At 65.3% G+C, this 16490-nt stretch carries 15 protein-coding genes; 10 read left to right on the forward strand and 5 right to left on the reverse strand.

The window, feature by feature from the left end:
• Position 1 precedes the first annotated feature (1 nt).
• Genes FNA67_RS06130 through FNA67_RS06140 form a run of 3 tightly spaced genes read right to left on the reverse strand, consistent with a single transcriptional unit; the run spans position 2 to position 3938 of the window.
• Entirely contained in the window at positions 2-1270 is a 1269-nt protein-coding gene (locus FNA67_RS06130; RefSeq protein ID WP_049704367.1) for an ABC transporter substrate-binding protein, read from the reverse strand.
• A 25-nt stretch (positions 1271-1295) separates the two neighbouring features.
• Positions 1296-2906, reverse strand: a complete 1611-nt coding sequence (locus FNA67_RS06135) for an FAD-dependent oxidoreductase (protein WP_147655413.1) — start codon at positions 2904-2906, stop codon at positions 1296-1298.
• Complete coding sequence (locus FNA67_RS06140; protein ID WP_147655414.1) at positions 2907-3938, reverse strand: LacI family DNA-binding transcriptional regulator; 1032 nt, start codon at positions 3936-3938, stop codon at positions 2907-2909.
• A gap of 66 nt (positions 3939-4004) precedes the next feature.
• Between FNA67_RS06140 and FNA67_RS06145 the strand changes: the two genes are divergently transcribed.
• The gene (locus FNA67_RS06145) at positions 4005-4700 is read left to right on the forward strand and encodes an SGNH/GDSL hydrolase family protein (RefSeq protein ID WP_244616488.1); all 696 of its coding nucleotides are present in this window, start codon (positions 4005-4007) and stop codon (positions 4698-4700) included.
• A gap of 117 nt (positions 4701-4817) precedes the next feature.
• On the opposite strand, the gene FNA67_RS06150 is transcribed toward FNA67_RS06145, so the two are convergent.
• Together FNA67_RS06150 and FNA67_RS06155 are read right to left on the reverse strand one after the other, a co-directional pair.
• The gene (locus tag FNA67_RS06150) at positions 4818-5804 is read right to left on the reverse strand and encodes a Gfo/Idh/MocA family protein (protein WP_147655415.1); all 987 of its coding nucleotides are present in this window, start codon (positions 5802-5804) and stop codon (positions 4818-4820) included.
• Positions 5801-6772, reverse strand: a complete 972-nt coding sequence (locus tag FNA67_RS06155) for a Gfo/Idh/MocA family protein (RefSeq protein ID WP_147655416.1) — start codon at positions 6770-6772, stop codon at positions 5801-5803. The genes FNA67_RS06150 and FNA67_RS06155 overlap by 4 nt, the downstream gene beginning before the upstream one ends.
• Before the next feature lie 120 nt (positions 6773-6892).
• On the opposite strand from FNA67_RS06155, the gene FNA67_RS06160 reads away from it, so the two are divergent.
• From FNA67_RS06160 to FNA67_RS06200, 9 genes are all read left to right on the forward strand, one after another.
• Positions 6893-7612 (forward strand): FadR/GntR family transcriptional regulator, encoded by a 720-nt coding sequence (locus FNA67_RS06160; RefSeq protein WP_049704373.1) that lies wholly within the window; start codon positions 6893-6895, stop codon positions 7610-7612.
• A 23-nt stretch (positions 7613-7635) separates the two neighbouring features.
• The gene (locus tag FNA67_RS06165) at positions 7636-9219 is read left to right on the forward strand and encodes an ABC transporter substrate-binding protein (RefSeq protein WP_147655417.1); all 1584 of its coding nucleotides are present in this window, start codon (positions 7636-7638) and stop codon (positions 9217-9219) included.
• 108 nt (positions 9220-9327) lie between these two features.
• The gene (locus FNA67_RS06170) at positions 9328-10287 is read left to right on the forward strand and encodes an ABC transporter permease (protein WP_147655418.1); all 960 of its coding nucleotides are present in this window, start codon (positions 9328-9330) and stop codon (positions 10285-10287) included.
• Complete coding sequence (locus FNA67_RS06175) at positions 10288-11175, forward strand: ABC transporter permease (protein ID WP_049704376.1); 888 nt, start codon at positions 10288-10290, stop codon at positions 11173-11175. It begins immediately after the preceding gene.
• 17 nt (positions 11176-11192) lie between these two features.
• Positions 11193-12110, forward strand: a complete 918-nt coding sequence (locus FNA67_RS06180; RefSeq protein WP_147655419.1) for a dihydrodipicolinate synthase family protein — start codon at positions 11193-11195, stop codon at positions 12108-12110.
• A complete protein-coding gene (locus tag FNA67_RS06185) occupies positions 12110-13117 on the forward strand; it encodes an ABC transporter ATP-binding protein (RefSeq protein WP_147655420.1) in 1008 nt (335 codons plus the stop codon). The genes FNA67_RS06180 and FNA67_RS06185 overlap by 1 nt, the downstream gene beginning before the upstream one ends.
• Positions 13118-13119: 2 nt before the next feature.
• Positions 13120-14085 carry an ABC transporter ATP-binding protein gene (locus FNA67_RS06190; RefSeq protein WP_049704379.1) on the forward strand — a complete coding sequence of 322 codons (966 nt, stop codon included), beginning with the start codon at positions 13120-13122 and terminating at the stop codon, positions 14083-14085.
• 12 nt (positions 14086-14097) lie between these two features.
• A complete protein-coding gene (locus FNA67_RS06195) occupies positions 14098-15630 on the forward strand; it encodes a putative N-acetylmannosamine-6-phosphate 2-epimerase (RefSeq protein ID WP_147655421.1) in 1533 nt (510 codons plus the stop codon).
• A gap of 152 nt (positions 15631-15782) precedes the next feature.
• On the forward strand, positions 15783-16490 hold the full coding sequence (locus FNA67_RS06200) for an ABC transporter ATP-binding protein (protein WP_147655422.1): 708 nt from the start codon (positions 15783-15785) through the stop codon (positions 16488-16490).

Here is a 16490-nt window from a genome sequence, read left to right on the forward strand (position 1 = left end):
CTTACTGGGCCAGCAGAGGCTGGATGCGGTCGCAGACCGACTGCAGCACAGCCGGTACGTCGGCGTCGGCCACCCACAGAGCGTCGAGCGCGGCGCGGGCGGTCTGCTGGATTTCGGCGAACCCGGCATGGCCCGGCTTCACGACGCCGGTGGAGATGCCCTTGACCACGACGGCCTCGATCTGCTCGGGCGTGAGCAGCGGATTGGCCTTGCCGAGCACTTCCGCGTTCAGCAGCGAAGCGCGTGCCGGCGGGAAGAACTGGGCGAGCTTGGCGCTGTTCTCGGGATTGGTGAAGAAGGCGAGGAAATCGGCGGCTTCCTTCGGGTTCTTGCTGTTCGCAAAGACGCCGATACCGGCCTGGCCGATCACCGCATACTCACCGGCAGGGCCGGCGGGGAGCGGGACCAGATCCCAGGAGAACGGGTTCTCCTTGGGCAGCAGCGAAGCGCGGCTGATCTGGGTGATGGTCATGGCGGCGTCGCCGGCGAAGAAGTCGGCGCTGACGCCCGGACCGGGAATGGCCTTCTGCTTGAAGATGGCGTCGTGGATGAAGGTCATCGCGTCGACCATCGGCTGCTCGGTCATGGTGCAGGTCTTGCCGTCCGCGCTCCAGGGCGAGGCGCCCCAGCCGTTCCAGATGGAAGCCAGGTTGTCCCAGACCTTGTAGTCGAAGTCGCGGACGATGAGGCCCTGCTTGCCCGAGGCGGCGACTGCCGCGTTGACGGCCATGGCGTTCTGCCAGTTCCACTCCCCGGCAGCGATCATCTCGGCCGGCGTCTTCTGGCCGGCGGCCTTGATGACGTCGTTGTTGACGAACATGCCGAACGGCGAGGTCGAGAACGGATAGGCGTAGATCTCGCCATCCGTGCTCCACAGCTTGAGCGAACTCTGCGTCACGTCGGCGAGGTCGTAGCCCTCGGTGGCCTCGAACGTGGCCTTGAGCGGCGAGAGCGCGCCCGAGTTCACGAAGTCACCGGCCGTGGTCTCGAGGATCCAGGCGAGGTCGGGCGCGTTGCCGCCAGCGATCTGGGTGGTGAGCGTGGTGGTGTAGCCGTCGAAGGGCAGGGAGTCGAAGGTCACCGTGACGTTGGGGTGGTTGGCCTTGTAGGCGTCCGCAATCTCGTTGAAGAGCTTGAGATGGGCCTCGTTGGCGGTCCACAGCGTCATGCGCAGGTTGACCGCATCCTGGGCGAACACGCTGGTCGCCAGCAGCGGGAGCGCGATGCCGGCAAGCGCGGCGGCCCTCCGAATCGATAGAATTTGACTCATTTTTTGACGTTCCTCCTTTTGGTTTTTAGTAGCCCCGCACATCCGGCCAGCGAATCTCGACACCCTCGTGGTAGAGGCGCGCCTGGAAGTCGCCGAGCAGGCCATCGTCGGCCTGGACTGAGTGCGGAGTGAGACGGTTCTCGAGGCAATGCGCGGCCAGGAGGCCGGCGACCTCGCCCACGTTCCATTCGACCGGATGCAGCCGGTAGCTGCCATTGGTGATGTGCGTGGTGCCGATGTTCTTGCCGGCGGGCAGCAGGTTCTTCATGCGCCGCGGGAGCAGGGCGCCCAGCGGGATTTCGAACGGGCACGAGCCTACGTCGACATAGTTGTCGCCACCCGTCGAGGGATGCAGGTCGATGCGGTACATGCCCACCCCGATCGAGTCGCGGTAGTTGACCGCGCCGCGATCGCCGCGGACGGCGAGCGAGAGGTCCTGCTCGACGACCGTGGTGACGGCGCGGATGCGGCGGCTCTCGCGGATATAGGGCGCCATGGCCAGGCCGTGGTTGGTGCCGGTGACATCGCCGCGCAGGCGCAGGCCGGGGAAGCCGATGCCGCCATCGGTGCGCGGCGCCTCGGTCTGCATCCAGTAGAACACCGAGTAGGAAAGATCGGCCGCAGCCTTGATGCGCCTGGCGTATTCGTCTTCTGACACATCGATGATCGGCGCCTCGAAATAGTCGATCATCGGCCAGTTGACGAGGCAGATGTCGGACTCATAGGCGCCGGGCAGGAAATTGCGGCGCGCGGCGATGCGGCGGAAGGTCCACAGGTTCCCGTCGCCGGGGTTGCGGCGCTGGTCGGCGTCGACGGAGAGCGGATCGTCGTCTGGATTGGGCGTGAACGAGCGCGTGACGATTTCGAGCGTGCGCGGATGGGGCGAATTCCAGCCGAGCAGTGGGCCGCCCCAGAAGGCGGGCTGGTATTCGCGCCAGAAGTCGTAATTGTCCGGCTTGTCGATGACGTGGTTGCCATCGACATGATCCACCGCAAAGCAGATCGAAACCGCCTGCTGGTTCTCCGGCTGCGCTTCGCTCGGCGCGCTGGGCTCGCCCGTTTCGGCCTGGGATTCGAAGCCCTTCACATATTCGGTGCCGGTCATCGGCAGCAGGTCGCCGAGTTCGGTGGCATCGATGATGTAGGGCGCGGTGGCCACGACCTTGTCGCCGCTGTCGCGATGCCTGAGCGTAACGGAGCGGACGGTGTCGCCATCGACTTCGGCGCTGACCGGCTTATAGGGCTGGAGCACCGTGAGGCGGCCGCCGGCGCGATAAGGCAGGAGCATGGCTTCGAGCACCGCAAGGCCCACGCGCGGCTCGTGGCAGAGGCGCGAGACATGGCCGGCACCGGGGTTGAGATCGCCCCAGGCGCGCGAGCGCTCGGTCAGCGGGTAATGGTCGCGGTAGTACTGGCGGATGCCGTTGCGCAGCGCGCGATAGCCCCGCGTCACGCCGAACTGCTCGACCCAGGAGTGCTCGTCGGGCGGCACGGCCTGGCTGGTGAGCTGGCCGCCGATCCAGTCGAACTCCTCCGTCATGATGACGGTGCGGCCGTTGCGCAGAGCTGCCAGGGCCGCCGCAATGCCGCCCAGTCCACCGCCCACGATCAGGATGTCTGCAGAATATTCTTTCACTTAACGCTTCCGGTTAGAGGGGGCGCCGAGGGTTTGGCCCTCGACCGTTTCGCAGGGCAGGAGCACTTGCCCGCCCGCGCCGTTGTTCTCGATCCGCTCGACAAGCATCGCGGTGGCGCGGCGCGCCATCTCCTCGCGGGGGACCGAAAAGGTGGTGAACTGCGTGCCGGTCTGCGCCGGCCGGATATGGCTGCCGAGCACGACGATCGAGAGGTCGTCCGGAACGGACAGGTTCTGCGAGCGGGCGGCGGCGTCCACCACCACGGCATCGGCAAGTTCTGTGAAGAAGGCCACGGTGGCGCCGCTCTCGCGGATGCGGGCCAGCACCTCGGCGGCAGGTCCGCCCACGGTCGGAATATGCAGCACCAGATCGGCGCCGGGCAGGGCATCGTTGAACCCGCGCCAGCGATCGATGGAGGATTCCGGGCCCTTGGACGGGCCGACATAGGCGATGCGGCCGTGTCCCTTCGTGCGCGCCAGCTCGACGAGCCGCGCGGTGGCCGAGGCGTAGTCCGCCCCGACATAGGGCACCGGCCCGCCGGCATCCTCGCGTCGGCCGACGGCCACGAAAGGATAGTCGCCCTTCACGAGCTGCTTGAGCTCGGCTCGGTCGAAATCGCGACCGAGGATCACGCAGCCGTCCGCCAGGCGCAGCCGGTTGTTTTCGTCGAAGATCTTGCGCTTCTTGCTGGCCCCGGCGCCCGTCAGCAACAGCAGGTCGTACCGCGACTGCTGCGCGGTCTCCTCGATGCCGAGGAGGAACGGCAGGAAGAAGTCGGCCTGAGCACTGGGGAAGGCCGGCTCATAGGTGAAGACGCCCAGGATGCGGTTGAGGCCCTTGGCCATGCGCCGCGCGATGGGGTCGGCGACGTATCCGGTCTCCTTGATGGCCTTTTGCACCCGCTCGCGGGTTTCCTCGGGGATGCGGCCCTCTGCGGCCTTGGCGTCATTGAGGACGAGCGACACGGTGGCCTGGCTCACGCCCGCCAGCCGCGCGATGTCGCGCTGCGTCAATCGCCCTGCCTTGACCACCGGAAATCTCCTCCTTGACTGCTAATGCGTATTAGCAGCTAATGCGTATTAGCAACATTGCGGGACATGAGTCAACAGCGGGTCGGCATGCAATTCGGGGATTGGTTTCGAGCAGCGGGGAAGCGTTCGCTGGTGGTGTTCGGGGATTCCATCACCGTGGGCGTGGGTGCCACCGTGCCGCAAAGGAGCTGGGCAGGGCTTGTCGCTGCCGAGTTGGCCGTCAGGGAGTTGAGGAACGCCGGTATCTCCGGTTCCACGCTCCAAAGCTCTCCCATGGCCGACGGGCTGCCCCGACCGGGCAACGGCTTCTCGCGCTATGGCGCCGCGCTGATCGAAGCGCGCGCCGACGCCATCGTGATCCTCTACGGCTACAACGACGCGCGATACACGGCGGCGCCCGATGCCTTCAACGTCGAGGCCTTCAGTCGCCAATACCACGAGATGGTCGCAGCGCTGCTGGAGGCGGGCTACGTCCCCGGCGACATCTGCATTGGCAGCCCGCCCTTCATCCCGACCATGGGCCTCTACCACGGCAGCACCGGCTTCACGGGCCAAAGCCGGGCCGGTTTCGAAGAGTATGTACACGCGGTCGAGGTATTGGCGCACGAGTTCCGATGCTTCTACGCTCCGGTCTACGAACGGATGGCAACCCATCGCGACGGCACACTGGCCTCACCCGACATCACCCACCCCAACGATCTCGGCCACGAGGTCATTGCCCGGAGCGTGCTGGAGGCAACTGTTGGCGTTTCGCCAGACTGACGCGCTTCCTGGTGGTCGGTCGCGAGGCGTCCGACGGCCAGCGCCAGTTCAGGTTTTCCCGCCACGGCCGCCAGCTTCTGCGCCGCGCGTGCGCTCGGTGCCTCACGAGTATGGAACTTAGCGCGGGTGGACTTCCCTGCGTTCGTCGCTGGCGCGATAGACGGCGTCGATGATGCTCACGACATGGCGGGCGTATTGGCCATTGACGGGAACGGGGGCTTCGCCGCGGATGGCGGCGAGCAGGGCCTGCCACTCACGGATGATGGCGCGATGGGTCCAGTCGGGCTCGATGGAATCGGGGACGGCCACCCACTTTCCGCCTTTGCTCAGCGCGATGCCGCTGTCGAAGTCGAGCCGCAGGGCGCCGTTCTCGCATTGGAGTTCCATGGAATAGTCGAATACGCCTTCGCGATAGCCGACGCTGCGAACCTGTCCGATGCCGCCGTCGGCGAAGCGCAGGCCGATCAGGGCGGTGTCGTCGGCTTCCTGGTCATGGAAGAAGGTTCCGGCGAGGGCGTTGACGCCGACGACGTCGCTTCCCATCAGCCAGACTAGACGGTCGAGCGAATGAATGCCGGCGGTCATGAGCATGCCGCCGCCATCGGCCTTGCTCAGGTGCCAGGGGCGGCGATTGCTTTCCATCCAGAACTTGACCATGGCGCTCGAACCGACCAGCGGTTTGCCGATGGCGCCCGAGGCGATGATTTCCTTGGCCTTGAGGCACGGCAGGGCGAAATGCATGACGTGGCCGACCATCAGGTGCACACCGGCCCTGGCAACCGCCGCGTTGATGTCGTCGCACTCGGCCAGCGATGGCGCCATGGGTTTTTCGAGCAGGATGTGCTTGCCCGCTTCGGCTGCGCCGATGGCAACGTCGCGGTGCAGGTGGTGCGGCGTGGCGATGACGACGGCATCGACCCTCGGATCAGCCAGCAAATCGCGCCAGTTCACATAGACCCTGCCACCATGCTCGGCGGCGAACGCGGCCGCCGCCTCGGCGTCCTCGCGGCAGACGGCAACGATCTCCAGGCCCTCGACCTGTGCGATCGCCCTTGCATGCACCGCGCCGAAATGGCCCGCGCCGATAATTCCAATGCCAGTCATAGTCCTGCCTTTTCGTATGCGGAATCGATGAGCTGCATGGCAGCCAGATAGTCATCGAGAGAAATTGCCGGGTCGCGTCCCTCGGACAGCCGCCGCAGGGTATCTGCGGTGAAGAGCCGGTAGCGGGTGGAGGTATGCTCAGGAGTCAGAACGCGGCGCTCGCCATCATCCAGGGTGGCACAGAACGCAGAATCGCCGCGATCCACGAGCGTGGAATTGGCGCTGACCAGCCGCCACTCGAAATCGCCGCCCGGCGCCATCGAGGCGTAGGTGTAGCCGGCCTCGACCGTGAAGAGAGTGCCCGCCGCGTCGGTAAGAACGACGAGCGCGTGATCTTCGACGCGCTCCGCTGCGTGAATGAGCTTGCCGATGCTGCTCGAAACGATCGTCAGCGGCCCATCGGCGAGGGACAGGGCGGCGTCGATGCCGTGGATTCCCAGATTGCGCAACGCGCCGCCACCGCCAATTGACGGATCCAGCAGCCAGCCGACCGCATCGTCGCGATAGCGCTGCGGCGGGCCGTTGACGAGGCGGAAGGAGGCATGCGCGAGCTTGCCGCTGCGTCCGGCCTGCCTGAGGCGTGCGAATTCGGCCACCGCCGGGCCAAACCGGTTGGGCAGTGGGACGCCGACGAAGGCGCCCCTGGAGCGGGCCAGTTTCGCAAGCGGCGCCAGCATCTTCGTGGAAGGGGCGGCAGGCTTCTCGAGGATCATGGGAGTGCCGGCCTCGATCACGCGCCGCGCCAAACCTGGCACGGTGTCGGGATGGCCCATCAGCACGACGAGGTCGGCGTCCGCAATCGCCGCGTCGAAATCCCCTTCTGCGACGAGGCCGAAGCGTTCCGCGAACTCTCGGCCATGCGCGGCATCGAGGTCCCATGCTCGAATGTCGTCAGCGCCCGCGTGCCGGGCTGCATCCAGGTGCATCTGCGCGTGCCAGTGGCTGGTTCCAGCCAGCAAAATCCTCATGATCACCTCGTTGTCCGATATTGACTTGCAGGATATCCCATATGTTGTTATACGACAAGCATTGACCCCGGTGAGATTGCGCGGCCCATTACCCCGCCGACGCATCAAACAGGAGCAAGAATGGCACGAGCGACTTCAATCAGGCCGTTGGCCCGTCCGCCTCTGCTGCACGTCACAGTGCAGGAGACGCTCAAGGGCTATATCGAAGCCAACAAGCTCAAGGCAGGCGATCCGTTGCCGCCCGAGGCCACGCTCGCCCAGCAACTGGGGGTGGGGCGCAACTCTGTCCGAGAGGCGATCAAATCGCTGGAATCTCTGGGCATCCTGGAAACCCGGCGTGGCATCGGTGTTTTCGTCAAAGAGTTTTCGTTCCAGCCGCTGCTCGACAACCTGGCCTATGGGTTGCGGGACTCGCTGCGCGAGGTCGAGGAACTGCGCGAGATCAGGCGCGTGCTCGAAACCGGGCTCATCGACAAGACCATCGCGATGATCGGCGAGGATGACATTTCCGAACTCCGTGCCGTCACGGAGCGCATGCGGGAGCGGGCAGAACGCAACGAGAGTTTTGCTGCCGAGGATCAGCTGTTCCACCAGTTGCTGTTCCGCTGCCAGAACAACCTGATGCTCAGCTCGCTGATCGACATCTTCTGGGTGGCCTTCAACAAGGCCTCCAACTTCAACAATCTAGAAAACCCGACGCCACTCGATACGTGGCGCGATCACCATGAAATCGTTGAAGCCATCGCCAAAAAGGACGTGGAGCAGGCCCGTAGCCGGCTCGACGACCATTATAGCGGCATTCAGCAGGTGATCGCGCGCAACCGGGTGGCTGCGGACTAAAGCTACCAAGGGAGGTACATACCATGCGACTGAAAGCGACTGCCCATGTCCTGGCCATTGCAGGTCTTCTGCTGGGGGCCACGGCCTTAACGATTCCTGCCTTCGCGCAGGAAAAGACCATTACCGGCGGCTTTGACGTCGGCCCGGGTGGCTTCCCCAAGAACTTCAATCCGCTGGCTGCGACGGGCGGTTTCACCTGGCTCAAGACTTACTTCGAGCCGCTGGTGATCTACAATGCCGACCTCTCTGCCCTCGAAGGCGACCTCGCTACCGAATACACGGTAAGCGACGACCAGTTGACCTATACGTTCAAGCTGGCCGAAGAGACCTGGCACGACGGCCAGCCCTTTACCTCCAAGGACGTCAAGTTCACCATCGAGCTGGCGAGCAACCCGGCTTCAGGCAGCGTCTTCGCAGGCCGCCTCAAGGCGATCTCGAGCGTGGAGGCCCCCGATGACCGCACCGTGGTGCTCAAACTTAGCAAGGCCGACGGCGGACTGCTCTCGATCCTCGCCCAGCTCATGATCCTGCCCGAGCATGCCCTCGGTTCGATGGCTCCGGAAAGCCTGGCGACGAGCACCTGGTGGTCCACCACCCCGATCGGGACCGGCCCCTTCAAGTTCACCAAATACGTGACCGACCAGTATGTCGAACTGGCAGCCGATGACGACTATCGCCTGGGGCGCCCGAAAGTCGACCATCTCATCAACCGCTACTTCGAGAACGCGGCGGCAGCCGTGGCCGCGCTGCGGGCAGGGGAGATTCAGTTCACCTATGTCGAGCCCGACGATGCCAAGACCTTCGACGGCAACGCCGACTTCCGCGTGATCGAGGGGGACTCCTTCGTCGTCAACTACATCGGGTTCAACCAGAAGGTCGATCTGTGGAAGGACGAACGCGTCCGCCAGGCCGTCATGTACGCCATTGACCGCAACGCGATCATCGAGAGCCTTTACGGTGGTGCCGCCAAGGCAGCCCAGTGCGGCTACGTCGCGCCGCACCTGGTGCCGCAGGGCCTCAACGATTACGCCTACGACCCCGAAAAGGCCAAGGCGCTGCTCGCTGAAGCCGGCTGGGACAAGATCAACGGCGACAAGCCGATCACCTGGCTGACCTATTACGGAACCCCGCTCGCCGCCAACGTCATGGCCGCGATCCAGGCCATGCTGGCACAGGTCGGCATCAATGTCGTGCCGCGCGTGGTGGACGTGCCGACCTATAACGGCATCGTCTACCAGGACACCAACCCGGACTGGAACGAGTTCCCGCTGATCTATGCGGGTCTCCAGAACGGCCCGAACCCGGCAGGCATCAATGCCGGCCTCAACAAATCGCAACTGCCCCCGAACGGCGCCAACATCATGCGCATCGAGTTCGACGACCTCAGCGCCGCCTTCGACGCCGCGCTCGGTGAGACGGACGCGACGCAGGTCGACGCCAAGTGGCAGGATGTCTGTCGCGTGATGAACAAGGACCTGCCATGGGCAACCATGTGGGTCGCCAACCGCTACGGCGTGGCCTCCAACAACCTGGTCGATTTCGTCTGGACCCCGGCGCCTGCCGGTGGCCCCTACGCCGACCATCCCGAGCGCTGGGACATCAAGTAACCCCGGCATTTGTCCTGAAACCGGCGACGCGGGAGGCTTCCGTGTCGCCGGTCACCCGGCGCCGCCCGGCCGTTGGCCAGGGCTAGCTGCCATGTTTCGGAAACGGCCATGTTGACATACCTGCTTCGCCGCGTCGGCATTGGCCTGCTGATGCTTGTTGCCCTCACGGTACTGGTTTTCATCCTGCTGCGCCTGGCGCCGGGTGATCCGGTCACCGCCTACATCAATCCGTCCGTGCCGATGTCGCCCGAAGCCATAGAGGCCCTGCGGGTACGTCTCGGCCTCGACCAGCCGCTGCCCTTGCAGTATTTCGCCTGGCTGAGCGCTGCCGTGACCGGGGACTTCGGCTACTCGATCCAGCGCGGCGGCGCTGCCGTGCTGCCTCTGGTCTTCGACCGCATCGGGCCGACCCTGCTGTTGATGGCCGCGGGCTTGACCATCGCGATCATCGTCGGGGTCGCTACCGGCATCATCAGCGCCGTGCGCCGCAACTCGGCGACCGATGTCGGCCTGTCGGTCGTCGCCTCGCTCGGCATTTCCAGCCCGGCATTCCTGACCGCTCTGCTTGGGCTCTATTTCTTCGCCGTCCAACTCCGAATTGCCCCATCCGGCGGGATGCTCACGCCCGGCGCGCCTTTCTCCATCGGGGACCTGCTGGCGCACCTAATCCTCCCGGCCAGCCTTCTCGCCATCGGCCACGCTGCCCTCATCATGCGCTACATGCGCTCCTCGCTCCTCGAGGTCCTCAACCAGGATTACGTGCGCACGGCGCGCGCCAAGGGCGTCAAGGAGTTCTGGGTCATCGTCAAGCACGCCACGCGCAACGCACTTCTGCCGGTGATCACCCTCATCGGCTCGACGATAGGCGTGGCCATCGGCGGCGCGATCTTCCTCGAAAGCGTCTTCAACTGGCCTGGCATGGGCCTGCTGCTGGTCAACGCCGTCAATGCCCGCGACTACCCGGTCATCATGTGCGCCACCCTGGTCATCGGCGCCTGCGTGATCCTGGTGAATCTCCTGACCGACATTACTTACGCCGCGGTCGATCCGCGCATTCAGGTGAGTTGAATGAGCGCGATCACGCAAACCACCAGCGCACCGCGCGCCACCGGCCCGCTCCGTCGTGCGTTGGGACGTTTCTTCACCAACCGCGCCGCGATGATCGGCCTGCTCATCTTCGTGCCGATCCTCGTTGCGGTGCTGACCTATCAATGGTGGTGGCCGTTCGGGCCCAACGCCATCGATCTCACAGCGCTCAACAAGGGTCCTTCGAGCAAGCATTGGCTTGGAAGTGACGGGGTTGGACGCGATGTCTTTGCGCGCCTGCTGCAGGGCGGTCGCACGTCATTGCTGGTCGCGACAACCTCGGTGGTGATCTCGACCGTCATCGGCTTCCTCGTCGGCGCCTTCGCCGCGTTCGGCGGACGGTTTGCCGATGGCACCTCGATGCGCCTTGTCGACCTCGCCATGACGCTGCCGCCGATCATCTTTCTGCTGGTGCTGGCCTCGATCGCCGGCACGGGCATCGCGCCGACGATCTTCGTGATTTCGCTGCTCTCCTGGCCGGTTCTCGCCCGCATGGTTCGCGCCCGTCTGCTCGAACTGCGCGAACGCGATTTCGTCGTTGCCGCGCGGGGCATGGGCGCCGGCGTGCCGCACCTGCTCTTCCGCCATGGCCTGCCCAACTGCATCGACATCATCGTCGTCTATGCGACCCTGCAGATCGCCAACGCCATCCTGCTCGAAGCGGGCCTGTCTTTCCTCGGGCTCGGCATCGCGCCGCCGGAAGCGAGCTGGGGCAACATGCTCAACCTGGCCCGCTCCACCATCGTCCTCGAGCAATACCCCTGGCAGTGGATGTTCGCGGGTGGGGCGCTGGTCCTCACGGTTCTCGCCATCAATTTCATCGGTGACGGTCTGCGCGACGCGTTCGACCCCCGATCCGACCTCAACTAAGAGAAAGTCTTGCACAAATGCCTCTCTATACCGGCGTCGTTCCTCCTGTGGTTACCCCGCTCAACCCGGATTTCACGGTCGATTACGACTCGTTCACGCGCGTGCTCGAGCACCTGATCGCGGGCGGCGTGCATGGCCTGTTTGTTCTCGGCTCGACCAGCGAGGTTGTTTTCCACGACGCGGACACCCGCAAGGCCATCACCGAGCATGCGATCAAGGTCGCCAATGGACGGGTGCCGGTTCTGGTCGGCACGATCGACCCGACCACTGACCGCGTCATCAAGCACGTCAAGATCGCCGAGGCTGCCGGCGCCGACGCGGTGGTGGTGACCGCGCCGTTCTACACCCGCACCAACCAGGCCGAGACGATCGACCACTTCCGCTATATCAAGGATGCGACGAGCCTGCCGATCATCGCCTATGACATCCCGGTCTGCGTCAACATCAAGATCGAGCGCAAGACGACTGTGACGCTGGCCAGGGAAGGCACCATTGCCGGCCTCAAGGACTCGAGCGGCGACGACGGCAACCTGCGCTACGTGCTGGCGGACATGAAGGACCACGACAGCTTCTTCGGCATGACCGGCTCGGAGATCGTGGTGGACAGCTGCCTCGCCATGGGTGCGCAGGGCGTCGTGCCCGGCCTCGCCAATGTCGACCCGGCAGGCTACGTCAAGCTCTGGAACCTCATGCAGGCCGGCGATCATGCCGGTGCCCGCGCCGAGCAGGAGCGCCTTTGCAGGCTGTTCGAGATCGTCTGGATTTCGACTGGCCGTACGAGTTCCGGTTCGGCCGGCGTTGGCGCTTTCAAGACCGCCATGCGCCGCCTCGGCATCATCGCCAGCAACACCATGGCGCGCCCGCAGCGTGCGCTCAACGACGAAGAGGCGGCCAGGATCGAGGCGATCCTGAAGTCCACCGGGTTGCTCGACTGATGAGCGACCCGATCCTGAACATCTCCGGCCTGCAAGCGGTTTTCAGAATCGCCGGCAAAGACGTGCCGGCGGTTGAGGACCTCGACCTGACGATCGCGGCCGGCGAAACCGTCGCGCTTGTCGGAGAGTCAGGATCGGGCAAGTCGGTCACCAGCCTCGCCATCATGGGGCTTCTGCCCAAGAATGTCGGGCGCATTGGGGCCGGTACCATCTCCTTGCGCCGCAAGTCGGGGGAGGTGGCCACGCTCAATGCGCTCGACCACGAGCACCTGCGCCAGATCCGCGGCAACGACATCGGCATGGTGTTTCAGGAACCCATGACCAGCCTCAATCCGGTCTATACGGTTGGCGAACAGATCGCCGAGCCCATCCGCATCCATCTGGGCAAGTCCCACAAGGAAGCGGCGGCGGAGGCCGTCAAGCTGCTCGCGGGCGTCGGCATTCCCGATCCGGCCCGCCGAGCCACCCAGTATCCCCATGAGTTGTCGGGCGGCATGCGCCAGCGCGCCACGATCGCAATGGCGCTGGCCTGCAACCCGCAACTGCTCATCGCCGACGAGCCGACGACGGCCCTCGACGTGACGATCCAGGCGCAAATCCTGGAGCTTCTCCAGCAGCTCCAGCGCGAGCGCGGCATGGCGATCCTTTTCGTCACCCACAACCTGGGCGTGGTGGCGGAAATCGCCGACCGCGTGGCGGTCATGTATGCGGGGAGGGTGGTCGAGACCGGGCCGGTGGCGGAAGTATTCGCCCATCCGCGTCACCCCTATACCAAGGGCCTGCTGCGTTCGGTGCCGCGGCTGGGCGAGGCGGTCAGGCTCAAGGAAGCGGGCACGCCACTACCGACCATCGCCGGCTCCGTGCCGTCGCTCTCCAATCGGCCCAAGGGCTGCGCCTTCGCCAACCGGTGCCAATACGCCATCGACGCCTGCAGGACCGAAATACCTCCACTTTTCGACGTCGGTCCCAATCGCGCCGCACGCTGCATCCGCTGGCAGGAGGTTTGACCGTGAGCGCTCCCTATCTTTCCGTCCGCAACCTTTCCAAGCACTTCAAGGCCGCCGCGTTCTCGAATGGCCCCGAGGTCAAGGCTCTGCAGGACATCTCGTTCGACATTCCGCGCGGGCAGGTGGTTGGGCTCGTCGGCGAATCCGGTTCAGGCAAGACCACCATCGGTCGCTCTGTGCTGCGCCTGATCGAGCCGACCGGCGGCGAGGTTTTCGTCGACGGAACCGACATCACCAAACTCTCGAACGCCCAGATGCGCAAGCAGCGGCGCAAGATGCAATACGTCTTCCAGGACCCGTTCGCGTCCCTGTCGCCGCGCATGACCGTGGGGCAGATTCTCACCGAGGGCCTGCAGATCCAGGGCATCGGCACCAAGAGCGAGCGCCGGGCGCGCGCCGAGAAGGCGCTCGTCGCAGTGGACCTGCCGGCCGATGCCTTCGATCGGTATGCCTATGAGTTCTCCGGCGGCCAGCGCCAGCGTATCGGCATAGCTCGCGCCCTGGTCCTCGAACCCGAATTCATCGTTGCCGATGAGCCGGTTTCGGCGCTTGACGTTTCCATCCAGGCCCAGGTCATCAACCTCATGCGCGAACTCCAGGTTCGGCTGGGGCTGACCATGCTCTTCATCTCGCATGACCTGGCCGTCGTCGAATATATCTGCGACACGGTGATAGTGCTCTATCTGGGGCGCATCATGGAAGTGGCGCCCGCTGCCGAGCTCTATGCCAACCCCACTCACCCCTATACGCGCGCTCTGCTCTCGGCCATTCCCTCGCCCGACCCCGAAAAGCGGCAGCAGCGACAGGTATTGAAGGGCGATATTCCCAGTCCAGCCAACCCGCCATCGGGCTGCGTGTTCCGGACGCGCTGTCCTTACGCGGTCGAAGCCTGCGCTGCCGCCGTGCCCGAACTGCGCGAGACGGCTCCCGGCCATCTACGCGCGTGCATTCGTGACGATATTCTCTAGGGCCTCCTAATCATGACTTCCAAAGCGTCCCTGCTTGCCTCCCTCGAGGGCGGCCTCATCGTCTCCTGCCAGCCGGTCGACGACGGCCCGATGGATAGCGTCGAGATCGTGGTGGCGATGGCGCTGGCCGCGCGCGATGGCGGGGCGCGGGCGCTGCGCGTGGAAGGCGCGGCGAAGGTCGCAGCGGTGGTCAAGGCCTGCGATCTTCCGGTCGTCGCCATCGTCAAGCGCGACTTCGACGACAGCCCGGTGCGCATTACCCCATTGCTGGAGGATGTCGCGGCGCTAGCCGATGCAGGGGCGGCGATCATAGCCGTCGACGGCACCGACCGGGAGCGGCCTGTGCCGGTGGCGACCTTGCTTGAAGCCATCCACGCACGCGGCTGCCTGGCGATGGCCGACCTCTCCAACATCGAGGAGGCCAAGGCCGCCAAGGCCATGGGTTTCGATGTCCTCGGCACCACGATGTCCGGCTATACCGGCGGGCCGGTTCCGGCGGAGCCGGATTTCGACTTCGTCACCGCCTGTCGCGCCCTGGGCGGCACCGTTGTTGCCGAGGGGCGGTTCAACAGCCCGCAGCTTGCGGGCGAGGCGATCCGTGCGGGCGCGAGCGCCGTCTGCGTAGGCTCGGCCATCACCCGGCAGGAGCACGTGACCGGCTGGTTCCTCGATGCCGTCAACCAGGCGGCATCATCTGTGACCGAACCGGTGCTCGCGCTCGATATCGGCGGCACGAAATCGATGCTCGCGCTGGTGCAGAACGCCAAGGTCATCGAGCATCGCATCGTCGCCACGCAGGGCGCCATCGCCACTCCCGAATGGTTCGCCCAGATGGCGAGCGAGTGTCAGGACTGGGGCGGCCGCTACGCGAGCATCGGCGCGGCGGTCACCGGCGTGGTCGATAAAGGCCGATGGAAGGCCCTCAACCCCGCTACGCTCGACATTCCGCCCGAGACGCCGATCATCGAGCGCTTGCAGGAAGCTTTTGCACTCGACCGCGTGATGGCCGCCAACGACGCGCAGGCGGCTGCCTGGGGGGAATACAGGTTCGGCGCCGGCCGCAGGCTGGACATGATGTTCGTGACGGTTTCGTCGGGTATCGGCGGCGGCGTGGTATTGAACGGCAAGCTGCTCACCGGGGCGCGCGGTCTCGCCGGAAGCCTCGGCCAGGTCACCGATCTGGCCGGCGGCAGGCTCGAAAAGAGCGCTTCCGGCTTCGGCATTGCGCGCCGTGCCGCCGAGCAGGGCCGCGCCGCCGATACGCGGCTTGTCTTCGAAGCGCTGGCCGCGGGGGAAGCGTGGGCGGAAACCCTGGTGTCGTCCGTGGCGGAAGAACTCGCCAATGCGCTGGTCAACAGTCAGAAATTGCTGGACGTTGAAGCCTTCGTTCTCGGCGGCGGGGTTGGACTGCTCGAGCCGTTCCGCACGCGCCTCGATCGGGCACTGGCATCGCGCGCACCGCTGCTGCGCCCGACCGTGCGTCCTGCGGCTTTGGGGACGTTTGCGGGCGCCATCGGCATTGCGGATCTCGCGACCCGCATCTGATCCTGCCGCCCTCTGGCGCCGGACTTGACGAGAACACCTGCGCAGACCCCCGGGCTCGCCTTCCAGTTGATGCGCGTCAATGCAGGCAGGTGGGAGCATGCGAGGCTGTGCGCTCAGCGGCAGATCGCCCGCGAGCTTCAGGAAGTCTTTCGATGCCGGAGACAGTGCTGAAAACGGTCGACCTGACCAAGGTCTATCACACCGGCGCCATCGAGGTCCTGGCGCTGAGCGGCGTTTCCTTCGAGGCGGCCATGGGCGACTTCGTGGTGATCCTGGGGCCGTCTGGGTCCGGAAAGTCCACGTTCCTCAATCTCGTGGGAGGACTGGATATCGCCACGTCCGGCTCGGCCTTCTACCAGGATCACGACCTCACGCGTGCCGGGGAAGCGGAACTCACACGCTATCGGCGCGACCATGTGGGTTTCGTCTTCCAGTTCTACAACCTGATACCCAGCCTCACCGCCCGGGAGAACGTCAGGCTGGTCACCGAGATCGTCGACCACCCGATGCCCGCCGAGGAGGCGCTGGCGCTGGTCGGCCTGGAAGGGCGTCTCGACCATTTTCCCGCGGAGCTTTCCGGGGGTGAGCAGCAACGGGTGGCGATCGCGCGGGCCATCGCCAAGCGCCCAGGTCTGCTGCTCTGCGACGAGCCCACCGGCGCGCTGGATTGCGCGACCGGCGTGCTGGTGCTCGAGGCCCTCCAGAAGGTCAACCGCGAGCTTTCGGCAACGACGCTCGTCATCACGCATAACGTCGCGATCGCCGACATGGCCGGTCGCGTCGTGATGTTCGCCAACGGCAAGGTCGCCTCGTCGCGCAGAAACGAGACGCAAAAGCCAGCCTCGCAGATCCGGTGGTAG

The organism is Youhaiella tibetensis (assembly GCF_008000755.1).
GTDB lineage: Bacteria > Pseudomonadota > Alphaproteobacteria > Rhizobiales > Devosiaceae > Paradevosia > Paradevosia tibetensis.

What these genes read in the sequence shown, in the direction of transcription:
- FNA67_RS06130 (WP_049704367.1), bottom strand. Translation starts at nt 1,270, where the DNA reads ATGAGTCAAATTCTATCGATTCGGAGGGCCGCCGCGCTTGCCGGCATC.
- FNA67_RS06145 (WP_244616488.1), top strand. Translation starts at nt 4,005, where the DNA reads ATGAGTCAACAGCGGGTCGGCATGCAATTCGGGGATTGGTTTCGAGCA.
- FNA67_RS06150 (WP_147655415.1), bottom strand. Translation starts at nt 5,804, where the DNA reads ATGACTGGCATTGGAATTATCGGCGCGGGCCATTTCGGCGCGGTGCAT.
- FNA67_RS06155 (WP_147655416.1), bottom strand. Translation starts at nt 6,772, where the DNA reads ATGAGGATTTTGCTGGCTGGAACCAGCCACTGGCACGCGCAGATGCAC.
- FNA67_RS06160 (WP_049704373.1), top strand. Translation starts at nt 6,893, where the DNA reads ATGGCACGAGCGACTTCAATCAGGCCGTTGGCCCGTCCGCCTCTGCTG.
- FNA67_RS06165 (WP_147655417.1), top strand. Translation starts at nt 7,636, where the DNA reads ATGCGACTGAAAGCGACTGCCCATGTCCTGGCCATTGCAGGTCTTCTG.
- FNA67_RS06170 (WP_147655418.1), top strand. Translation starts at nt 9,328, where the DNA reads ATGTTGACATACCTGCTTCGCCGCGTCGGCATTGGCCTGCTGATGCTT.
- FNA67_RS06175 (WP_049704376.1), top strand. Translation starts at nt 10,288, where the DNA reads ATGAGCGCGATCACGCAAACCACCAGCGCACCGCGCGCCACCGGCCCG.
- FNA67_RS06180 (WP_147655419.1), top strand. Translation starts at nt 11,193, where the DNA reads ATGCCTCTCTATACCGGCGTCGTTCCTCCTGTGGTTACCCCGCTCAAC.
- FNA67_RS06185 (WP_147655420.1), top strand. Translation starts at nt 12,110, where the DNA reads ATGAGCGACCCGATCCTGAACATCTCCGGCCTGCAAGCGGTTTTCAGA.
- FNA67_RS06195 (WP_147655421.1), top strand. Translation starts at nt 14,098, where the DNA reads ATGACTTCCAAAGCGTCCCTGCTTGCCTCCCTCGAGGGCGGCCTCATC.
- FNA67_RS06200 (WP_147655422.1), top strand. Translation starts at nt 15,783, where the DNA reads ATGCCGGAGACAGTGCTGAAAACGGTCGACCTGACCAAGGTCTATCAC.